Origin of the sequence: Streptomyces sp. NBC_01433, from assembly GCF_026340105.1 — a bacterium.
Lineage (GTDB): Bacteria > Actinomycetota > Actinomycetes > Streptomycetales > Streptomycetaceae > Streptomyces.
The window spans coordinates 1-15,343 of the sequence record NZ_JAPEPM010000007.1; the positions used below are offsets into that span (position 1 = coordinate 1).

At 69.0% G+C, this 15,343-nt stretch carries 9 protein-coding genes and 1 pseudogene; 4 read left to right on the forward strand and 6 right to left on the reverse strand.

Annotated features, from left to right (window positions below; all coding sequences use genetic code 11):
- Nucleotides 1-551 precede the first annotated feature (551 nt).
- Nucleotides 552-3,104, forward strand: a complete 2,553-nt coding sequence (locus OG413_RS45050; protein ID WP_266815847.1) for a DEAD/DEAH box helicase — start codon at nt 552-554, stop codon at nt 3,102-3,104.
- A 470-nt stretch (nt 3,105-3,574) separates the two neighbouring features.
- Nucleotides 3,575-4,003: a hypothetical protein gene (locus tag OG413_RS45055; RefSeq protein ID WP_266815848.1), complete on the forward strand. Its 429-nt coding sequence runs from the start codon at nt 3,575-3,577 to the stop codon at nt 4,001-4,003.
- A 111-nt stretch (nt 4,004-4,114) separates the two neighbouring features.
- Here OG413_RS45055 and OG413_RS45060 read toward each other — a convergent pair whose 3' ends face one another.
- The 3 genes from OG413_RS45060 to OG413_RS45070 form a co-directional block, all read right to left on the reverse strand.
- Entirely contained in the window at nt 4,115-4,306 is a 192-nt protein-coding gene (locus OG413_RS45060; protein WP_266815849.1) for a hypothetical protein, read from the reverse strand.
- Between the two features lie 959 nt (nt 4,307-5,265).
- Entirely contained in the window at nt 5,266-7,254 is a 1,989-nt protein-coding gene (locus OG413_RS45065) for a hypothetical protein (protein WP_266815850.1), read from the reverse strand.
- 485 nt (nt 7,255-7,739) lie between these two features.
- Nucleotides 7,740-10,019: a helix-turn-helix transcriptional regulator gene (locus OG413_RS45070; protein ID WP_266815851.1), complete on the reverse strand. Its 2,280-nt coding sequence runs from the start codon at nt 10,017-10,019 to the stop codon at nt 7,740-7,742.
- A gap of 441 nt (nt 10,020-10,460) precedes the next feature.
- Between OG413_RS45070 and OG413_RS45075 the strand changes: the two genes are divergently transcribed.
- The gene (locus OG413_RS45075) at nt 10,461-10,856 is read left to right on the forward strand and encodes a hypothetical protein (protein WP_266815852.1); all 396 of its coding nucleotides are present in this window, start codon (nt 10,461-10,463) and stop codon (nt 10,854-10,856) included.
- 65 nt (nt 10,857-10,921) lie between these two features.
- Here OG413_RS45075 and mobF read toward each other — a convergent pair whose 3' ends face one another.
- The 3 genes and pseudogenes from mobF to OG413_RS45090 all read right to left on the reverse strand — a co-directional run bounded on the left by mobF (nt 10,922) and on the right by OG413_RS45090 (nt 14,151).
- Complete coding sequence (gene mobF, locus OG413_RS45080; RefSeq protein WP_266815853.1) at nt 10,922-12,367, reverse strand: MobF family relaxase; 1,446 nt, start codon at nt 12,365-12,367, stop codon at nt 10,922-10,924.
- 943 nt (nt 12,368-13,310) lie between these two features.
- Nucleotides 13,311-13,499, reverse strand: a pseudogene (locus tag OG413_RS45085) (DciA family protein); the annotation flags it as partial.
- 202 nt (nt 13,500-13,701) lie between these two features.
- Entirely contained in the window at nt 13,702-14,151 is a 450-nt protein-coding gene (locus tag OG413_RS45090) for a hypothetical protein (protein WP_266815854.1), read from the reverse strand.
- Between the two features lie 317 nt (nt 14,152-14,468).
- On the opposite strand from OG413_RS45090, the gene OG413_RS45095 reads away from it, so the two are divergent.
- Nucleotides 14,469-15,167 (forward strand): hypothetical protein, encoded by a 699-nt coding sequence (locus tag OG413_RS45095; protein WP_266815855.1) that lies wholly within the window; start codon nt 14,469-14,471, stop codon nt 15,165-15,167.
- Nucleotides 15,168-15,343: the final 176 nt, after the last annotated feature.

Genomic DNA, 15,343 nt, shown 5'->3' on the forward strand with positions numbered 1-15,343 from the left:
CTACGCAGACACGACGCGCCGCTGCTACGCAGCGGATTGCATTGGACGCCGACGGCGTCCCGGTCCTGATCCGCTACGCGGCTCAGGAGCAACTACGGTCGACATCGGGTCCGTAATGGTTGCTCTGGTCTTAGTCTCCGTCTCCGTGGGGTGGTTGCTCTCAAAGACAAAAGCGGCTGGCTACGGGATAGGGTGGGTCTGAAACCTTTGTGTGCAGGTCATTTGACGGTTGCTCGGGTAATTGCACTGTGAGCAACCGTCAGCTTGGTTGGTGGTTGCTCTGTAATGGTTGCAATGGCTCATCAACGCTGGCCTAGCCGGCTATTCACCCCTCTGGTTGGTTGTGCAACTGTCGGCGCGAACTCCTGCGGGGATCTTGTTGCGAGTGGTAGCTTGAGGTCACCAGCGTACACGATTTCTGGTGATGCATCAGCGGGTAAGATTTGGGAAAAGAAGACCCTGGGTGTCACCACCGATCAACTCGTCAAGATCAAAAAGTGCAAGGCGGTGACGATGATGCTCTCGTTCGTGTCCTCCCCGTGGGGTGACCGATGAGCAGTGGCGGGGCGCCGGAGTGGCGCCACATTGAGGAACACATCGCTGCGGCTGCAAGGGAGTTGTCGGCCGGCGCTCGGATTCCGGCGGCGGGGCTTCGTACCTTGGGAGTCTCGGCGCCGGGGACGGGCAAGACGGCCGTGGGGTTCGGCACGGCGCGGAAGGTGGTTCCTGGCGGCCGGGTGCTGTGGCTGGCTCCGTGGCGGAGTCTACTGGTACAGACGGCGGCGGCGTGGCGTGCTGCTGGCTTCTCCGGGCGGGGGGTGGCGGTGGTCTCGAAGTCCCGGCCGGCGTTCGCGGAGTTCGGGGTACAGGCTACGACGAGTCCTCCACAGCTGGGGCTGTGGGCCGGGCGGGGGCCGGTGTGGGTGTTCGCCACCTACGACTCGCTCAGCTTGCGCCAGGAGGACGGTGAGGACGTTCCGGGGCCGATCGAGCAGGCGCTGCTGGGTGCGTACGGGCAGCAGCTGGAGCCGTTCGACCTTCTGGTCGCGGACGAGGCGCACCACACGTCAGGGGATGGGTCGAAGCCGTGGGCGGCGGTGCATGACAACACGCGGATCGTGGCGGATCGGCGGCTGTATCTGACGGCAACGCCGAAGATCTGGGCGGTGACCGAGGGGCGGGCGGGCCGGAAGGACCGGCTCGTGGTGTCGATGGACAGCGAGGCGGTGTACGGGAAGCGGGCCTTCACCTACGGGCTGGTGGCGGCCGTGGAACGCGGAACGCTGGCGCGGTTCGAGATCGACGTGCTGGAGATCGCCGACCCCGACCCGCAGTGCGCGGACGCGGACGATGAGGCGGTGCGCGGGCGCCGGCTGGCGGTGTTGCAGGCCGCGCTGCTGAAACTGGCGGCCGAGGTGCGCGTGCGGTCGCTGATGACGTTCCACACCCGCACCGTGGACGCGATGGCGTGCGCCCGGGCATTCCCGGAAACAGCTGCGGAACTGCATGCCAGTCATCCCGACCGGTATCCGGAGCGGGTATGTGCGGAGTGGCTGTGCGGGGACCACACCCTGGAGGTACGGCGGCTGGTCATGGACCGGTTCGGCAACGGGGTGGACGAGGACGGACGCGAGACGGACTTTTCGATCTTGGCCTCCTGCAAGGCTGTCGGGGAGGGACAGGACATCCGCGGGCGCCGAGGGGTCGGCGGGGTCGTGTTCGCCGACACCCGCGGCAGTGCGACGGAGATCGTGCAGAACGTGGGCCGGGCCCTTCGTCAGGCGCCGGGCGAGGGCAAGATCGCGCGCATCGTGGTGCCGGTGTATCTGCAGCCCGGTGAGAAGCCAGACGACATGCTGACCTCGCCCTCCTACCGGCCCCTGGTGGCCGTGCTGCAAGGGCTGCGCTCACACGGGGACGGCCTCATCGAGCGGCTCACACTGCGCACCGAGCACACCGGCCGCGGCGAGAGCGAGGACGTCACCGGCCTGGACCCCCACCCCGTCACCCCGCACGGAGCGAAGGACGCCGGCGACCCGGGCGACAGCAGCGAGGGCGACGACCAGGACCAGGCCGAGGAGAGCCAGCGGCGCGCGGCCGAGATGTGGGAGCAGCTGCTGAAGTTCTCCACGCCGCGCGATCCGGACCTGATCGCGCGGTTCGTGGAGCGCCGGATCCTGCCGCCCGACTCCGAGCTCTGGCTGACGGGCTACGACTTTCTGCACCGGTGGGTCGGCGAGCACGGGCACGCGCAGGTCCCGCTGACCGCGACGGTACCGGCGCCGGGCAGCAAGGACGAGGTCTACGCGCTGGGTAGCTGGGTCAGTGAGCAGCGTCGGGCGCAGCGGGAGGGGGTGTTGGCGCCGTGGCGGTTCGACATGCTCAACGCGTTGGGGATGGTGTGGTCGGTCCACGACGCGGCGTTCGAGGTGTGGGTGTCCTGTGCGCGGCGGTACTTCGAGGTGTACGGGACGCTGGCTGCTCCTCGGGAGGCGGTCATCGACGGCAGGGCGATCGGGCAGGCGTTGGCGAACTTCCGCAAGCCCGGCGGGCTGGGGAAGAACGCCGAGCGGGCGCGGGCGCGTGAGGGGCTGCTGCGCGCGGTCGATCCCGACTGGAACCCGCCGTGGCCGATCACCTGGCAGCGCCACTACGCCGGTCTGAAGGCGTGCGTGGACGGCGGGGCGACGCTGGTGGACCTGCGCCCCGGGATGCTCGTGTTCGGCGACGACATCGGCCTGTGGCTCCTCCAGCAGCAGAAGGACTGGGGCCGGCTCAGCGAAGAGCAGCAGCGGCTGCTGCTCGAGGTGGGGGTGCTGCCGACGGTCCGGGTGGCTCTGCCTGTCGGAGCAACGGGCGGGGGCGGGGTGCTGCTGGCAGCGGAGGCCAGCAGCTGGGAGCGCAACCTCGCCGCGGCCCGTCAGTACCGGCAGCGGGAAGGCCACGTGCGCATCCCCCGGGCCTACCGAGAGACTGTCGTCGACCAGGCAGGGGTGCATCACGTGATGCAGATCGGCGTGTGGCGCAGCAACACGCGCAGCCGCCGTGCGAAGCTGCCGAAGCAGCAGTACGAGGAGGCCGCTTCGCTCGGGCTGTTCGCCTGAGCCGTCGGCGCGGATCCCGGGCGGCCGCCGAGGTGGAGCGAACGGAAAGCCTTCCGGTTGCACTGAGTGCAACTTTCTCTAGGCCGGACCCGAGTTGCGCTGAGTGCAATTCCTCACGGGTTCTGGGTAGTTGCACTCAGCGCAACTCGAAGTGGGTGCGGTTTTGTAGTCCCGCAGAGCCAGTGCCCTGTCTGCCAGTGACGGGCGTTCGTGCTTGCCAAGCATCTCGGTCTCCGGGTTTCCCGCCGCTCGGAAGTCATCCACTATCCCACGCAGGCAGCGGGCCACCGGGCGGAACGAAAACGCGGCCGATGTCCGGAAGTCCAGCTGGCAGGACAGGCTCGGCGGCAAGTTACTGCGCGCCAAGAGCGAGGAGACACCGTGGGCGACGGAGAACCGGCTCTTGGCTGGGCGCATCCAGCTGCGTCCGGGGAACGGATGGATCTGGTCGGCAGCGAGCAGGATGGTCTGTGCGGCGTTGGCTGGCAGCTCCGGGAATCGGCCTGGCTCGATGGGATGCGACCGCCGCGGTTCTCGACATCCAATCCGAGCTGGACCTTGCGTATGTCTGTGGGGTGCACACCGAAGGCATGATGTCGGGGCTCAGAAGTGCAGAGGTCGTCGTGCACGCCTATCAACTGCTCCGGCGCCCGCACGACCGCGAGCCGTATTTCCAGGCTGTGCTGTATGTCGACGGGCAGTGGATCGGGATGGAGCGGCTGGAGGAGCTGGGTGTCGATGAGGACACCGGCGTCGACGAGGACAACCTCTGCCTGTACGTCTCGCAGGAGCTGACCAAGGTCATCGACCTGAGCCGACACCGGATGGAGGGGCTGACCTCGCGGCTTGTGGCAGGCGAGGAGCAGTACATGAGCGATTACCTGCGGGGCCGGCTGTGATTCCAGTGACGTCGACGCCCTCTGGCGGCTCAACGCGCTCCTTGCGGACACTCCACGAACCTCGCCTGACAGTAGCCCACCGCTTGCCATCCAGGTCGCGTAATGCCCAGGTCAGGAGCTGTGCTGGGCATGCCCGGAGCGGCTTAGCGCGATGAACTCTTGCTGACGCCCGGACAGGAGGTCGAGAAGGCGTTGCAGGTGGCAGTCGAGGAAGTGCACGCCGTTCTGGAAAGGCTCGAAGCCGATTGCGGACCACAAGCGGCCGAGCTTGGCCGCCGCTTCGCGGTGCTGTTCCTCGGTCATCTCGCGGCCGTCGGCCGATCCCGGCTCGCACAGCACCGCGGTACAGTCCGGCGAGGCGACGGATGGCCGCACTTGCCAGTCCAGCTCGGCGAGGGCGAGTTGGTTGTCTGGCAGCTACAATCGCAGGCGCAGGCGCCCGATCTCCTCAACGGCCTACGCCGCGTTGGTCGGCGCGTCCGGCGTGCAGATTTTGCACAGGCGGTATCGAGTTCCGCCTCGGGGGCCGGTGCGGCTTCGAGCCCAGGCGGCCGCTTCCCGCGCGGTCATGACGGTGAAGTTCGGCCGATACGCAGACAAAGATCCTGCGTGAGCGAATCCCAGGAGCTCTCTCTCGAACACGTCCTCTTCCGACTCTGTTCGCTCGCCCCACGACCGCGGGCGTCCCTGCCGCGCAAGGTCTTCCACAGTAGTGCAGCTGCTGCGGTGGAGAGAGGTCTTCCCTGCGACGTACGGGTGGAGGGCCTGATCGGCGAACCGCTCCCGCTGGGCGAGAGAGAGATCTCTGATGCTCTCCAGCTCAGGGCGCGCGTCTGCGCAACGTGTGCAGTCTGGGCTGTGATCCGGTCCTTCGTTGGGGTAGGGCGAGAAGTAGTCGTACTCGGTCTGGTCTGGCATGTTCTCTCCGTACGTTGTCAGGCGGCCTGGGAAGGTGGGGACCTGCAGCAAGGGTGCCCGCCCCAGCAACTACACACTGCCGGTCGTCGACGTGGATGTCCGCGCCGCCTGGCCCTGTCCACTCGCCAAGCTCGTTGACCGGATCGCCGATGGATGCCCGGAAGAGGCGTCCGTGGCCGCAGGCCGGTAGTCGGAGGCCATGTGCTCCGCGCCGGGCCTCCGGCTGCTCACAGTTCCCGGTCCTCTTGCGCTGGGACGGGGCACTCGGCTGCTTCGCGTTGCGCTTCTCCAGAGGGGACACAACGCGGCAAGACGCCGAGGACCTGCTTGCCCCGGCAGCTCGGTCAGGCGCCTGTCGTCCTGCCGTGAGCGGTAGGGCCGGGGCGAAGCGCAGCAGCGGTGGCCTGGTCGTGGCCTGTCGGGGTGGAGGGGACGGTGCGGCGGGAGGGACGTGATGCGGCGTCAACGGTGTCGTCTGGGGGCGGGGGAGTACGCACCTGGTCGAAGGTGCGCCCGAGGGTCACGGACAGGGCGAATTCGGTCTGGGTGTCGGCGTAGCGCCGTTCCAGGTCCTGCAGTTGTTTCTCGGCGACGGCCAGGTCGTGGGCGGTGACGTGCTTCTCGCTGAACCGCGGGGGCGTGTTCAGGCGAGTGCGGAGTTCGGTGCAGGTGCGGCGTCGCGTATCGATGAGCGAGCCCAGTGTGTCGAGGTCCTGGCGCAACCGGTCCAAGGGGGCCAGATAATTGCGCATCTTGTGGTGCCGGTGGCCGTTGCGTGGGATGTCGGTGAGCTGCGGGATCAGGTCAGTCAGGGCTTCGTGGGTGGTGTCCAGCTGGCGCTGGCGCAGGTGGGCGATGCGGGCTTCTCCGGCGGCGAGGACAGGGGTGAGGTCGGCCGTGGCCCGGTGCTCGTCGTGGCCGTTCCAGGGCCCCTTAGCGGGGTCGTGCTGGGCGCGGCGTGCGCCGGCGATGTCCCAGATGCCGTTTTGAAGGGTGCGCTGCGCCTTGTCGAGGATGACGAGGGAGGCGGCCAGTTGGTGCAGGTGCCCGCGTGCGGCGTGGGTGGTCAGATGCTCGTCGTGGTAGCGGGTGACAGCGGTGAGGTTTCGCTGGGCCGCTGCGATGCCTTCGCCCTTGTGCCGTGGTGTTCCCTCGGTGGTGTGGGCTCGGGCGAGGTCGTCAAAGCGGTTCGTCTGGACGCTTGTGTCCCAGCCTGCCTGTTCGGCGCCCCGGCCGGAGTGGCTGCGCCACAGGGCCGCGGCCTCGTGACGGGAAAGTGTCGAGGGTTCGGCAAGGGGGGCGAGCACGGCGCGCAGCACCGTCTGTGCCTGTGTTTCGGGCGGGCCGGGCTCTGGCCCGCCCTTGGTGGTGCGCAGTGCGTGGAGTTCTTCCAGGTATGCGGTGCGGGCCGGGTCCGTCCAGTCAGCGGTCCCCGGCCATAGCGGAAGCACGTACCTCAGGTAGGCATCGGCGGCGGCTCGGATACGGGCGGCGTTGGGGTGGTCCCGGGTGGCGGCCAGGGGCGCGGCGGTGTCGGGGTGGAGGGCTGCGATGCGGTCCAGCAGCCGGTGGACGGGGGTGCGCAGGTCGGTGCCGGGCCCGTATTGGGGGTCCAGCGTCCACTCGTCGATTTCGTCAAGGAGCTTCCAGGCGGCGTGCAGGTCGGCGAGGCTGTCGTCGGTGGCGGGAGTGTGGGCCAGGGCTATCGCGTCCAGGACGGCGGTGGCCTCGGCGCGCAGCAGAGTTCTGCCGGCAGTGGTGGAGGGTGTGCCGGCCGGGATGGGGAGCTGGTCCAGAACGGCTTCGCTGGGGGGTTCGCCCCAGACGGCCGCCCACAGTCGGCCGGCACGGATCCAGTCCGCGGTGGCCGGCTCGTCCGGCACCCACGTCGAGGCCTCATCGACGGGCTGGCGCAGAACAGAATCCAGCCAGTTCGCTTGAGTGTGCTCGATGAGACGGCTCAGGGCCGCACGAGGGCGAGTGAGGACCGTGCGCGGGTCGAGCGGGACGGGGTACACAGGGGGCTTCTCGAACTGCCGGAGGGCGTTTACCGCGTCCGCGTGCAGGGCGTGCAGTGGCAGTCGTGTCCAGGTTCGGCCGTCGGTAGTGGCGCTGCAGGTGACGGCCAACGAGCTGGAACTGCTGACGTCCAGAGCGAAGTGCAGCGCGGTGATCGCGTCGTCGCACAGCAGATCCGGGCCGTCCTCTTCGCCGAGGAACTGGTCGGTGTAGCGCGTGGTCAGCGAGTACAGGCGCGGTGTGGATGGGCCCGGCTCCAAGGCATCGTCCTCACCCTTCGTCACCTTCTGCCGTGCGGCATCTGTGTCCGACATGCACGAAGGCTGGCACCGGCGGCGGCTCATCGGAGTGGGAAAGCGGTCGGCCTCCCGCGGGACGGGCGGGACGGTCGAACTGCCGGGACTCGTGGTCCGTGTGTGGGGACGGCTGTAGGGGCCAGGGCGCTTTCGCCGAACGTACGGTCTGAAGGCTGGGTGCTGTGGTGTGCGGCAGTACCCCGCCTGTCCTGCGGTCGCGGTGAACTCTGCGCCGAGGTCACCGGGCTTGAGGAGCGGATGACCTGTGTCACGATCAAACGCGACCCGGCCCCTGCACGGCAGGGCCCGCACCATCAGATGCGGGGCCTCTCTCTGCCGTGCGAGTGGAGGGTTCAGGCGGCCGGTGTGTAGCGGACAATGGTGTCCTCGCAGGGGCCGTCGGCATAGGCCCCCGCCGCCTCTCCCCCGCAGGACCTACCAAGCCCTCGGACAAGCTGGGTCGAGCGGACCTGTTGCAGCGAGGGAGGATCAGGACGCGCTCGCTACCGTGCCAGCTCGGTGTGGCGGGACTTGCTCTTGGTGAAGGGGATGAACCAGTCGTTGGGGGCCACGCGCCACAGCACTGAAAGTCCCTCGGCGGGCGGATGGTCACTGGCTCTCAGGGCTTGATCGACACGGTCCCAGTCGTCGTCCTGGTGCACCGGGAGCTCGTCGTAGACGGGAGTAGCGCCGACCAGTCCTTGCACGTACGCGCGGGCACGGTCGAGCGCCAGGTCCAGGGCGACCCGCTCGGTCACGCACCGGGGGCGGGGCACCTTTCCGGCGACGATGTCCCCGGCCAGGTCGTAGATCCGGTGAGCGAAGTCACGACGCCAGGAGTACCCCTGCGTCCAGGTGGCGCGGGGCAAGCCGGCGAAGAGGCTGCTGCCCCTGGTCCGGTCCTCCTCCGTCAGCACGGTGTCCTTCAGGACGTCAACAGCTGCGGCGGCGTCGGCACCGAGCTGCGTCAGCAGGGCATCGAGCACATACGCGGTGCGCGGCGTGAACTGCCAGGCGTTGCTGCGCGAGTACCGCAGGGGAAAGAGGTTGCCGTAGTTGGGCGGTCTGAACTCCTCCTCCGCTTCCTCTCCGTCTGCCGGGTACCAGTCGTCGGTTTCGAGCTCGCCGGCCCACTGGAGTGTGCGGCCGGTCTCGGTCAGGGTGAGCAGTTCCGCGTTCCGCTCGACCAGGGCGAGGTCCTGGCAGACCATCAGGAGCCGTCCGAGGTCCCGGCGGACGGTGCGCTCGGCCTCGCCGGGTTCGTCCTCCTCGAAGGGGTCCTCGCCGTCGTCGGTGAGCTCGCGCCACAGGACATCGCCGACCCGGGTTTCGGCCACCGGCTTCGCGGCGCGCAGCAGGACATGGCGTACGACGGCGAGCGCCAGCTGCACCCCTTCTTCGTCCTCGGCGATCGGAGAGAGCAGTTGGGCGTGCGTCTGCAGGTGGTTGAGGGTGACCGCAGGCAGGGCGTCGGTCAGGGTGTGTACGAGGTCGGGCAGGACCTCGAAGCGGCGCAGGTCGACTCGTGGGGCCGGGACCAGGTGGTCGCCGTCGACGTTGAGCAGCCCAGATCGCAGGGTCCAGGACACGATGCGCTGCAGGTGTGGCAGTTCGGCGCTGGATCGGGTGCGGGTCTGGTACCCGAACTCGATGGGGTCCCACACGTCCCCGGTCGGCAGTGCTTCTACGAGCATTCGGGCGTCGGTCAGGCGCAGTTGGCCAGTGACGGTCAAGGGCTGACCGTCACCGATCCATCGCAGGAACGCCTGGATCTTCTCCGGGCTGCTGCGCGCTGTTTCGGCGTCCGGGGTCGGGCCCCCGTGGCGCGGTGTGCGTCGCGTCCGTACGGCCGGAGGTGAGGGTGGTGCGGGCTGCAACGGGGTGAGCGGGGGGCGGGTGAGCAGGTCGGGGATACGGACCGGCCCGCGCTGGCGCGGGCCGGGGCCTGGGGACCACAGACCGTGCGGCCAGGGCGCGGACAGGCCGCCTCCGCCCTTGGTGTGCACGGCATGGAACGCGAAGGGCTCGTCGCGGCCGGCCGACGGCGGGTCCGTCAGCTCGGCCACCGGCAGCGGGAGCAGTCCGCCGTACCCGGCTGACATCGAGGGCTGGCCGCAGCCATGGCACCATCGGACGCTCAACTCCGCCTGGGATGTGGCAATGACGTCGCGTGTGAACGCGGCGCCCGTCTGGCAGGGGCAGCGCGGGTACAGGTACAGATCGCTGTCGGCGCTGTGGTCGCGGGCGGCGGCGAGCCATGCCGGGTGCACGCGCATCGCTTCGGCCAGCGCGATGCGGTGCTCGGCTGACGGCAGCGTTCGCCCGCTCGCCCAGTGCCGGACCTGGTGCGCCCCCACCCCGATGGCCGCGCCGAGCGCCGGGGCGCTGAGCTTGACCGCGCCAGTCCACAGCCGCAGCCGCCGGGCGAACGGGCCGAGCGCCAGCAGCGTCCAGACGTCGTGGTCGTCGCCAACCGACCCCCACTCCCCTTCCTCGAAGTCCCAGTTGTGGTCCTGCGCCCGCTTCCGGCACGCGCGGGTCAGCCACTGGCGTACGTTCGCCTCGCTCGCGGTGTCGTTCGCCGCCAGGCCGTCCGTGCAGCCCTCGGCCCGCTCGACCTCTTCTTCGACTTCGCTGGCCGTCAGGAGTTCGAACATCGACGCCACGAGCCGAGCGACGACCAGCCGTCCCGCGGGGCTGTCGCCGGCGGGAACAGTCAGCAGTCCCGTCACGGCGTCGACTCCACGCAGGAAGGCGAACTGTTCGGCTTTGCCCCACCGCATCGTGCCCGCACTCCCTGTGTCCGCCGTGTTCGCCGTGATGCGTTCCCGAGCTGTCTGGTCTGCGGCCTCGAGCAGAGGACGCCTTCCTGCGGGGTCCGTTTCGTACTGTTGCTGCCCAGCGTCCCACGGCGGGATTCACGGCTACTGCCGATCAGGGATTCTCAGCCACACGAAAGGCGCCTTCCACGTGAGGATCACGCCGTCCGCGGCGGCGGATATCCAGCTCTCCGGCATCGCGGCGGAGGGAGAATCGAGCTCAGCGGACACCACCCGGGGCGAGCAGGCGCCCGGCTACCATCGATAGGCCCCTGCCGTCCAGGATCCGCTGGGCAGAAACCGTGTCTGCAGGGCGGGGTCGGCGTTGTACAGCGGGGACTGCGAGGTCTGGCGCCTCCCCTGTGTCCGCGCTGTCCTGTGCCACCCAGGGAGAAGGAACTGCCGATGGGTCGCATCAAGGCGGGCAAGCCGCGCCGACTGCATCCGGGGTCTCAGTCAGAACCGCCGTACATCGCGCTCAGCCTCGACGGGCCGGCTCTGGCTCTGGCGTGGGATGAGAACGGGGACCAGGCCCTCACCGGCCATAGCGACAAGCTGGTGATCGTCGCGCCTTCTCAGGAGCAGGCCCGTGTGCTCTGGAGTGACCTCGCGGCCGAGACGCCCCGCGTCGGCACCCGCGACCTCATGGTGAGCGACGCCGACCAGTGGCGTGGCTCCCGCTCCGACCATCCTGATGCGTTCTTGGCCTGTCTCCGGTACCAGGACGACAGCACGGCCGGTGAGGACATCGTCCGCTACCGGTCGTTCATCCGCTCCATGGGGCTGGAACCGGTCATCTGAGTGCGGCCTGCCACGTGCGCTGGTCCGCCCTGCTAGCGACGCACGGACTTCGGCCGGTCGGCCCTTCAGCCGTTCGGAGTTGCTGTAGCCGGCGAGAAGGACAGGCGACGGTCGCGGCGGATGGCGCTCAGCCTGTCTGTTCGGATCCGTGCGGTGATCTGGGCTCGCTGATAGCGGCTGGAGGACGTCGGCCAGGGCTCCGGGGCTTTTGTGCCGTCGTCGCTCTGGTCCGGGTAGAGGGCCGACCAGTCGGCGCTCCAGGTACCCGCCGTGGTGCCTGCCGGGGCGCAGTACCGGGCCAGTGCCTCCGCCACGATGTCCTCGTCCGTTCCAGGCGTGTGCCGTTGGCCGCGCAGGGCTTGGGCAAGGTAGCGGCGCGCCTCGGCAAGGAGGTGCTGGTGGCAGAAGCTGCCGCGCATCATGCCGACGATTGCGGTGATCTCGACGGCAGCCAGGCCGACGTCGATCCGCTGCCGCACCGGCGCAGGCGTCTTCTCAGCAGCCTCCTGGGCCAGTCGAAGCAGACTTTCGGATCCCAGGAGACTGGCTGCCGACTGGCGCCAGTGGTGGCGCAGCACCGGCAAGGGGAGCGGGGAGTGCTTGTCGGGGCCGGTGTCTTCGGCCGCCCAGCGAGCCAGCGCGTGACGGGCGCGCTCGCCCGGGGGGTGACCGTGCTTGGCCTCGTACAAGGTGATGAGTCCCTGGGTGTAGTGGGCGATCTCTTGACGGCGGCTGGACTTCCAGGCGATGAGCTCATCCGGGATGCCGGCGATCTCCCAAACGGGGCGTGAGCCCGCGGTGACCTCCCGGGGTTCCCAGGTGACCTTGAGCCGCTCGGTGATCTCTTCCATGAGCAGCAGCGAGTAGAGCGTCCCGGCCGCGACCGTGTATCGGAACAGCTCAGCGGTATGAACGTTTCCCCACTTCCCGTCGGGGCGCTGGACCTTGACGGACACCAACGCGTGATCGGTGAGGAGCGGTGCTCCACGGAGGTTGTCGAACTGCCGGAACACCGCCACCACCAGGCCGTCCACTGCGGACCGGTGCCGACCGTTGTTCCCCCACCGCACCTGTGCCACCGCGTCCTCGATCCAGGCGATCGTCCGGTCGCGGGCGATGGTCTGTGCGTCCTCGACGGTGGCACGGGTCTGCTCGTCACCGAGGGCCCACAGCAGATGGACGGTCGGCGAGGCACGGAATTCCAGAGCGACGGCGAGGAGCGGCCGGGCGATATGCGCGACCGGCCGTCCCAGCACCGTCGCCTGCCGGACCGTTTCTGTGTCCTGCCCGGCTTCCGTGAGAGCGGCCTTGATCTGATCCGCGTTCGGGTGCATGCCCTTGCCCAAGAGCAGCTCCGCCTGCCGCTCAGTCACGGCACTGCCAGGGTGAAGGCCCATGGCGGCGAGCCCCCGGCCCGTCCACAGGCCAGGCGGCGCCAGTCCTTCTTCGCGCTCTGCACGATTGACATACAGGCGCCAGGAGTCTGGCCCTGCCCTCGTGATGTCCAGCATGGCGCCCACAAGACACCACCTCACCCGAGGCCAACGAGCAGACGCCCGGGCGTCCCGCGGGGCGGGACCGTGTCTCCCTGCAGTTGTTGTGCCTCCCGCCAGACGGGCGGGTTCACGCGGGCTTCGGCGCGGATCCGCCGCTTGCCAGGTGAGGTGCACGGGCACCCGCAGGCCGGCGTCGGCCTGCTGCGGCTGGGAAGGTGGTGTTCGACGCGAACTGCGTTCAGCGCACTCGCGCCGCCTCGCGGTGCTCTGCCACGCGGCCCAGAGCTCCGTCCGTGGTCCTGTCGGCGTGCGCGCCTGGTCACCCGGCAAGCAGAACCCGATGGACGGGAGTGCCCGCGGCGCGCGCTTGTTCCTCCAGCGGGAGTGCCTCGTCGGTGTGGTGGACAAGCGCCACGCACAGGTCGCGACGGCTAATTCGTGTTTCCTGGCTGGCCAGGTCGGGGCCCGTCGGGCAGGAGATGAGAGTTGCGCTGTCGAGCCCCTTGATCCATGTGTCCACGTACCGATCAGCCATCGTCTCGTCCCCGTGTTCCAAGACCATGAGGTGGCTGGGGCCGTGTACCTGGACTGCGTCGTGCCAGGTCTGCTCCAGGACCGTGGCAACGGCTGCCGGGTCCCGGATCTGTGGTGAGGAGGTGATGAGTACCTGTACGGGCCGCAGCGTCACTGTCCAGCGGTCGACAGGGCATTCGTCTCCGGTCAACTCACGGATCCGCTCCAGGATCTCGGGCCCCCGGCGGGTCGCTTCTTCGTGGGCGTCGGCTGAGGCGGCATGTGCGCGCAGTTCCTGTCCCCGGCGGCCGAGGAGGTGCGGCGTTATCTGGTCGGCTAGGTCCTCGCCCACGAGGTCCGCCCACCGGTCCACGAGGGCCTGCGGGATCGGGGTGGGGCTCGTCTCGATGATGATCCCCGCAACCCGCGCTGGTGTGTCGGGCAGCGCGTTGATGCGCGCGAGCAGGCGGGATGCGAGCAGGCGGGTCTGGGTGCTCCAGGCGGTGCTTGAGCAGCGGACCCGCAGGCGCGCGTGCTCGTCGATGTCGACCGGCTCTACGTGTAGGGCGATGTCCTCACCAACCGCGGGGTCCCACCAGGTGTTGAAATCGCTGAACCACTCGGGCTGTGTCATCTTCTGGCTCCCCTTTCACCGCGCCCCGCTGGTTGCGCTGAGTGCAATTCTCCTCTCCACACTAGTTGCGCTGAGTGCAAGTCGGCGCAGGTTGCACTCAGCGCAACATGAGATGCTGGCGCAGCAGGGTGAGGGTCGGACGCGTCTTGAGCTGTGGTTTTGCCGCGCGACCAACTCCCTCCGCGAGGGGTGAGGCAGGCAGCTACTCCTCGATGCCGTTCTCGCGCAGGTACGCCGCGCGCTCGTCCGCTGTCTGCTTCGGCCCGGTGTAGGGCCGGTCCCTCCACCCCGCCCGGACCTCGGGCTTTCCGTACACCTCGCGCAGCTTGGCGTCGAGCTCGACCTGAGGGTGCGGGATGTCGGCCATCAGGTCGGTCTCGTCGTAGTCGGCCAGTGTCCGGGCGACGGGGACGGTGGTCTCCACCGGCTCGTCGGCCCAGTCGCCGTGGAGGTGCCAGCCGGCTGCCGCGAGTACGGAGGCCGCTGCGGTCTTCGCCTCGTCGAGCTGCCGCAGATCCGCGGGGACGTCGAGGGTGTGTTCCATTTCGGGCCCGGCCTCGACATCGAGGTCACCAGCCTCGTCGTCTACGTGAACGGTGAGGTACATGGCGGGGCCCTCGACCCAGGTCAGGTGGGCGCGGTACATGGGCATGATGTGGTCTCCTCCACGACGGCACGTGTGTGTCTCGCGCCCGCGCTCGCGGGAAGAGGCCGGCTCTCGGGCGTGAGGCCGCCCCGAGCCGCATACCCCGTCATCGGGGCCTACGCAGTCGGTCTGTCTCGGCCGTCTGCGGCTCCTACGCTACCGCCCCACGGGTTCCTGACAGGTTCCTGACAGGCCGTCATGAGTGCTGGTCTCGCAGGCGGCAGTCTGTCAGGGCGCCTATTGTTCCGGAAAATCGTGACTCTCTGGTCCCCCGGAGGCTGCACCTGCATGCTCGTGGGCAACGACACGCCGGGAGGAAACCAGTGCTGCAGATCGACCAGCGCGAAGCGCTCGCACGCTACGAGCAGGAACTTGCCGGGGAGCGGCGCCGCCGACAGGAGAGGGAACGGGAGTTGTGGGAGCGGATCATCGCCGCGGCGCCGTTCGCCTTGACCGTACGGACGGACGCCCGCTCCGTGCTGGACGTCCCTCTTCGGCACGCTGCAGCAGCCATCGACCTGCTCACCGGCGACCGTCGGCAGCACCCGGCTGGCCGGGCGCTCTGCGAAGGCATCACCCACACGCACCTCATGCCCCTGAGTGAACCCGTGGACGCCTACGCGACGTGCCACCGCTGCGTCCACGCCGCAGCGGTGGCACGGCCCGCCGACGGGCCCGAACCACCGACGAGGAGGGAGCGCCGGGAGCTCGAGAGAGTCGAGGCCGGAGCCGTATTCACCGTCGAGCACACCGAGGGGCCCGAGATCCGGGACACCAGCGAGCAGAGCCGGAGCCCCGGCGGAGACCAGGGCCGGATGGTGACCGCCGTGATGAAACGGCTGCACGCCCGGGGCTGGGTCGAACGTGACGCCGAAGCAACCGACTCCCTGCGAGGCGGCTGTGGTTGGCGATGGAACCTGACGAGTCTCGGAGCCGCCGCGCTGGCCCTCCCCGCAGTTCCCCGGTGGGTGGAAGCGACGCCGAGCACGCCACCACAGCACGAAGTTCTCATACCCCGTTGACACGCGAGCGGCGGTCAGCGAGCTCGACCGAGCACAGGCCCTCGCAGCCACAAGACACCGAATTCCACGCCGACCTCACGCGGGCACGTCCCGCAGCGCGAGCAGCCTGCGCGGAAGTGGGGAGTCGGTACCGACCGGCTCCACGTGCCGGACGATGTCGTCGCCCACCCCTGGCG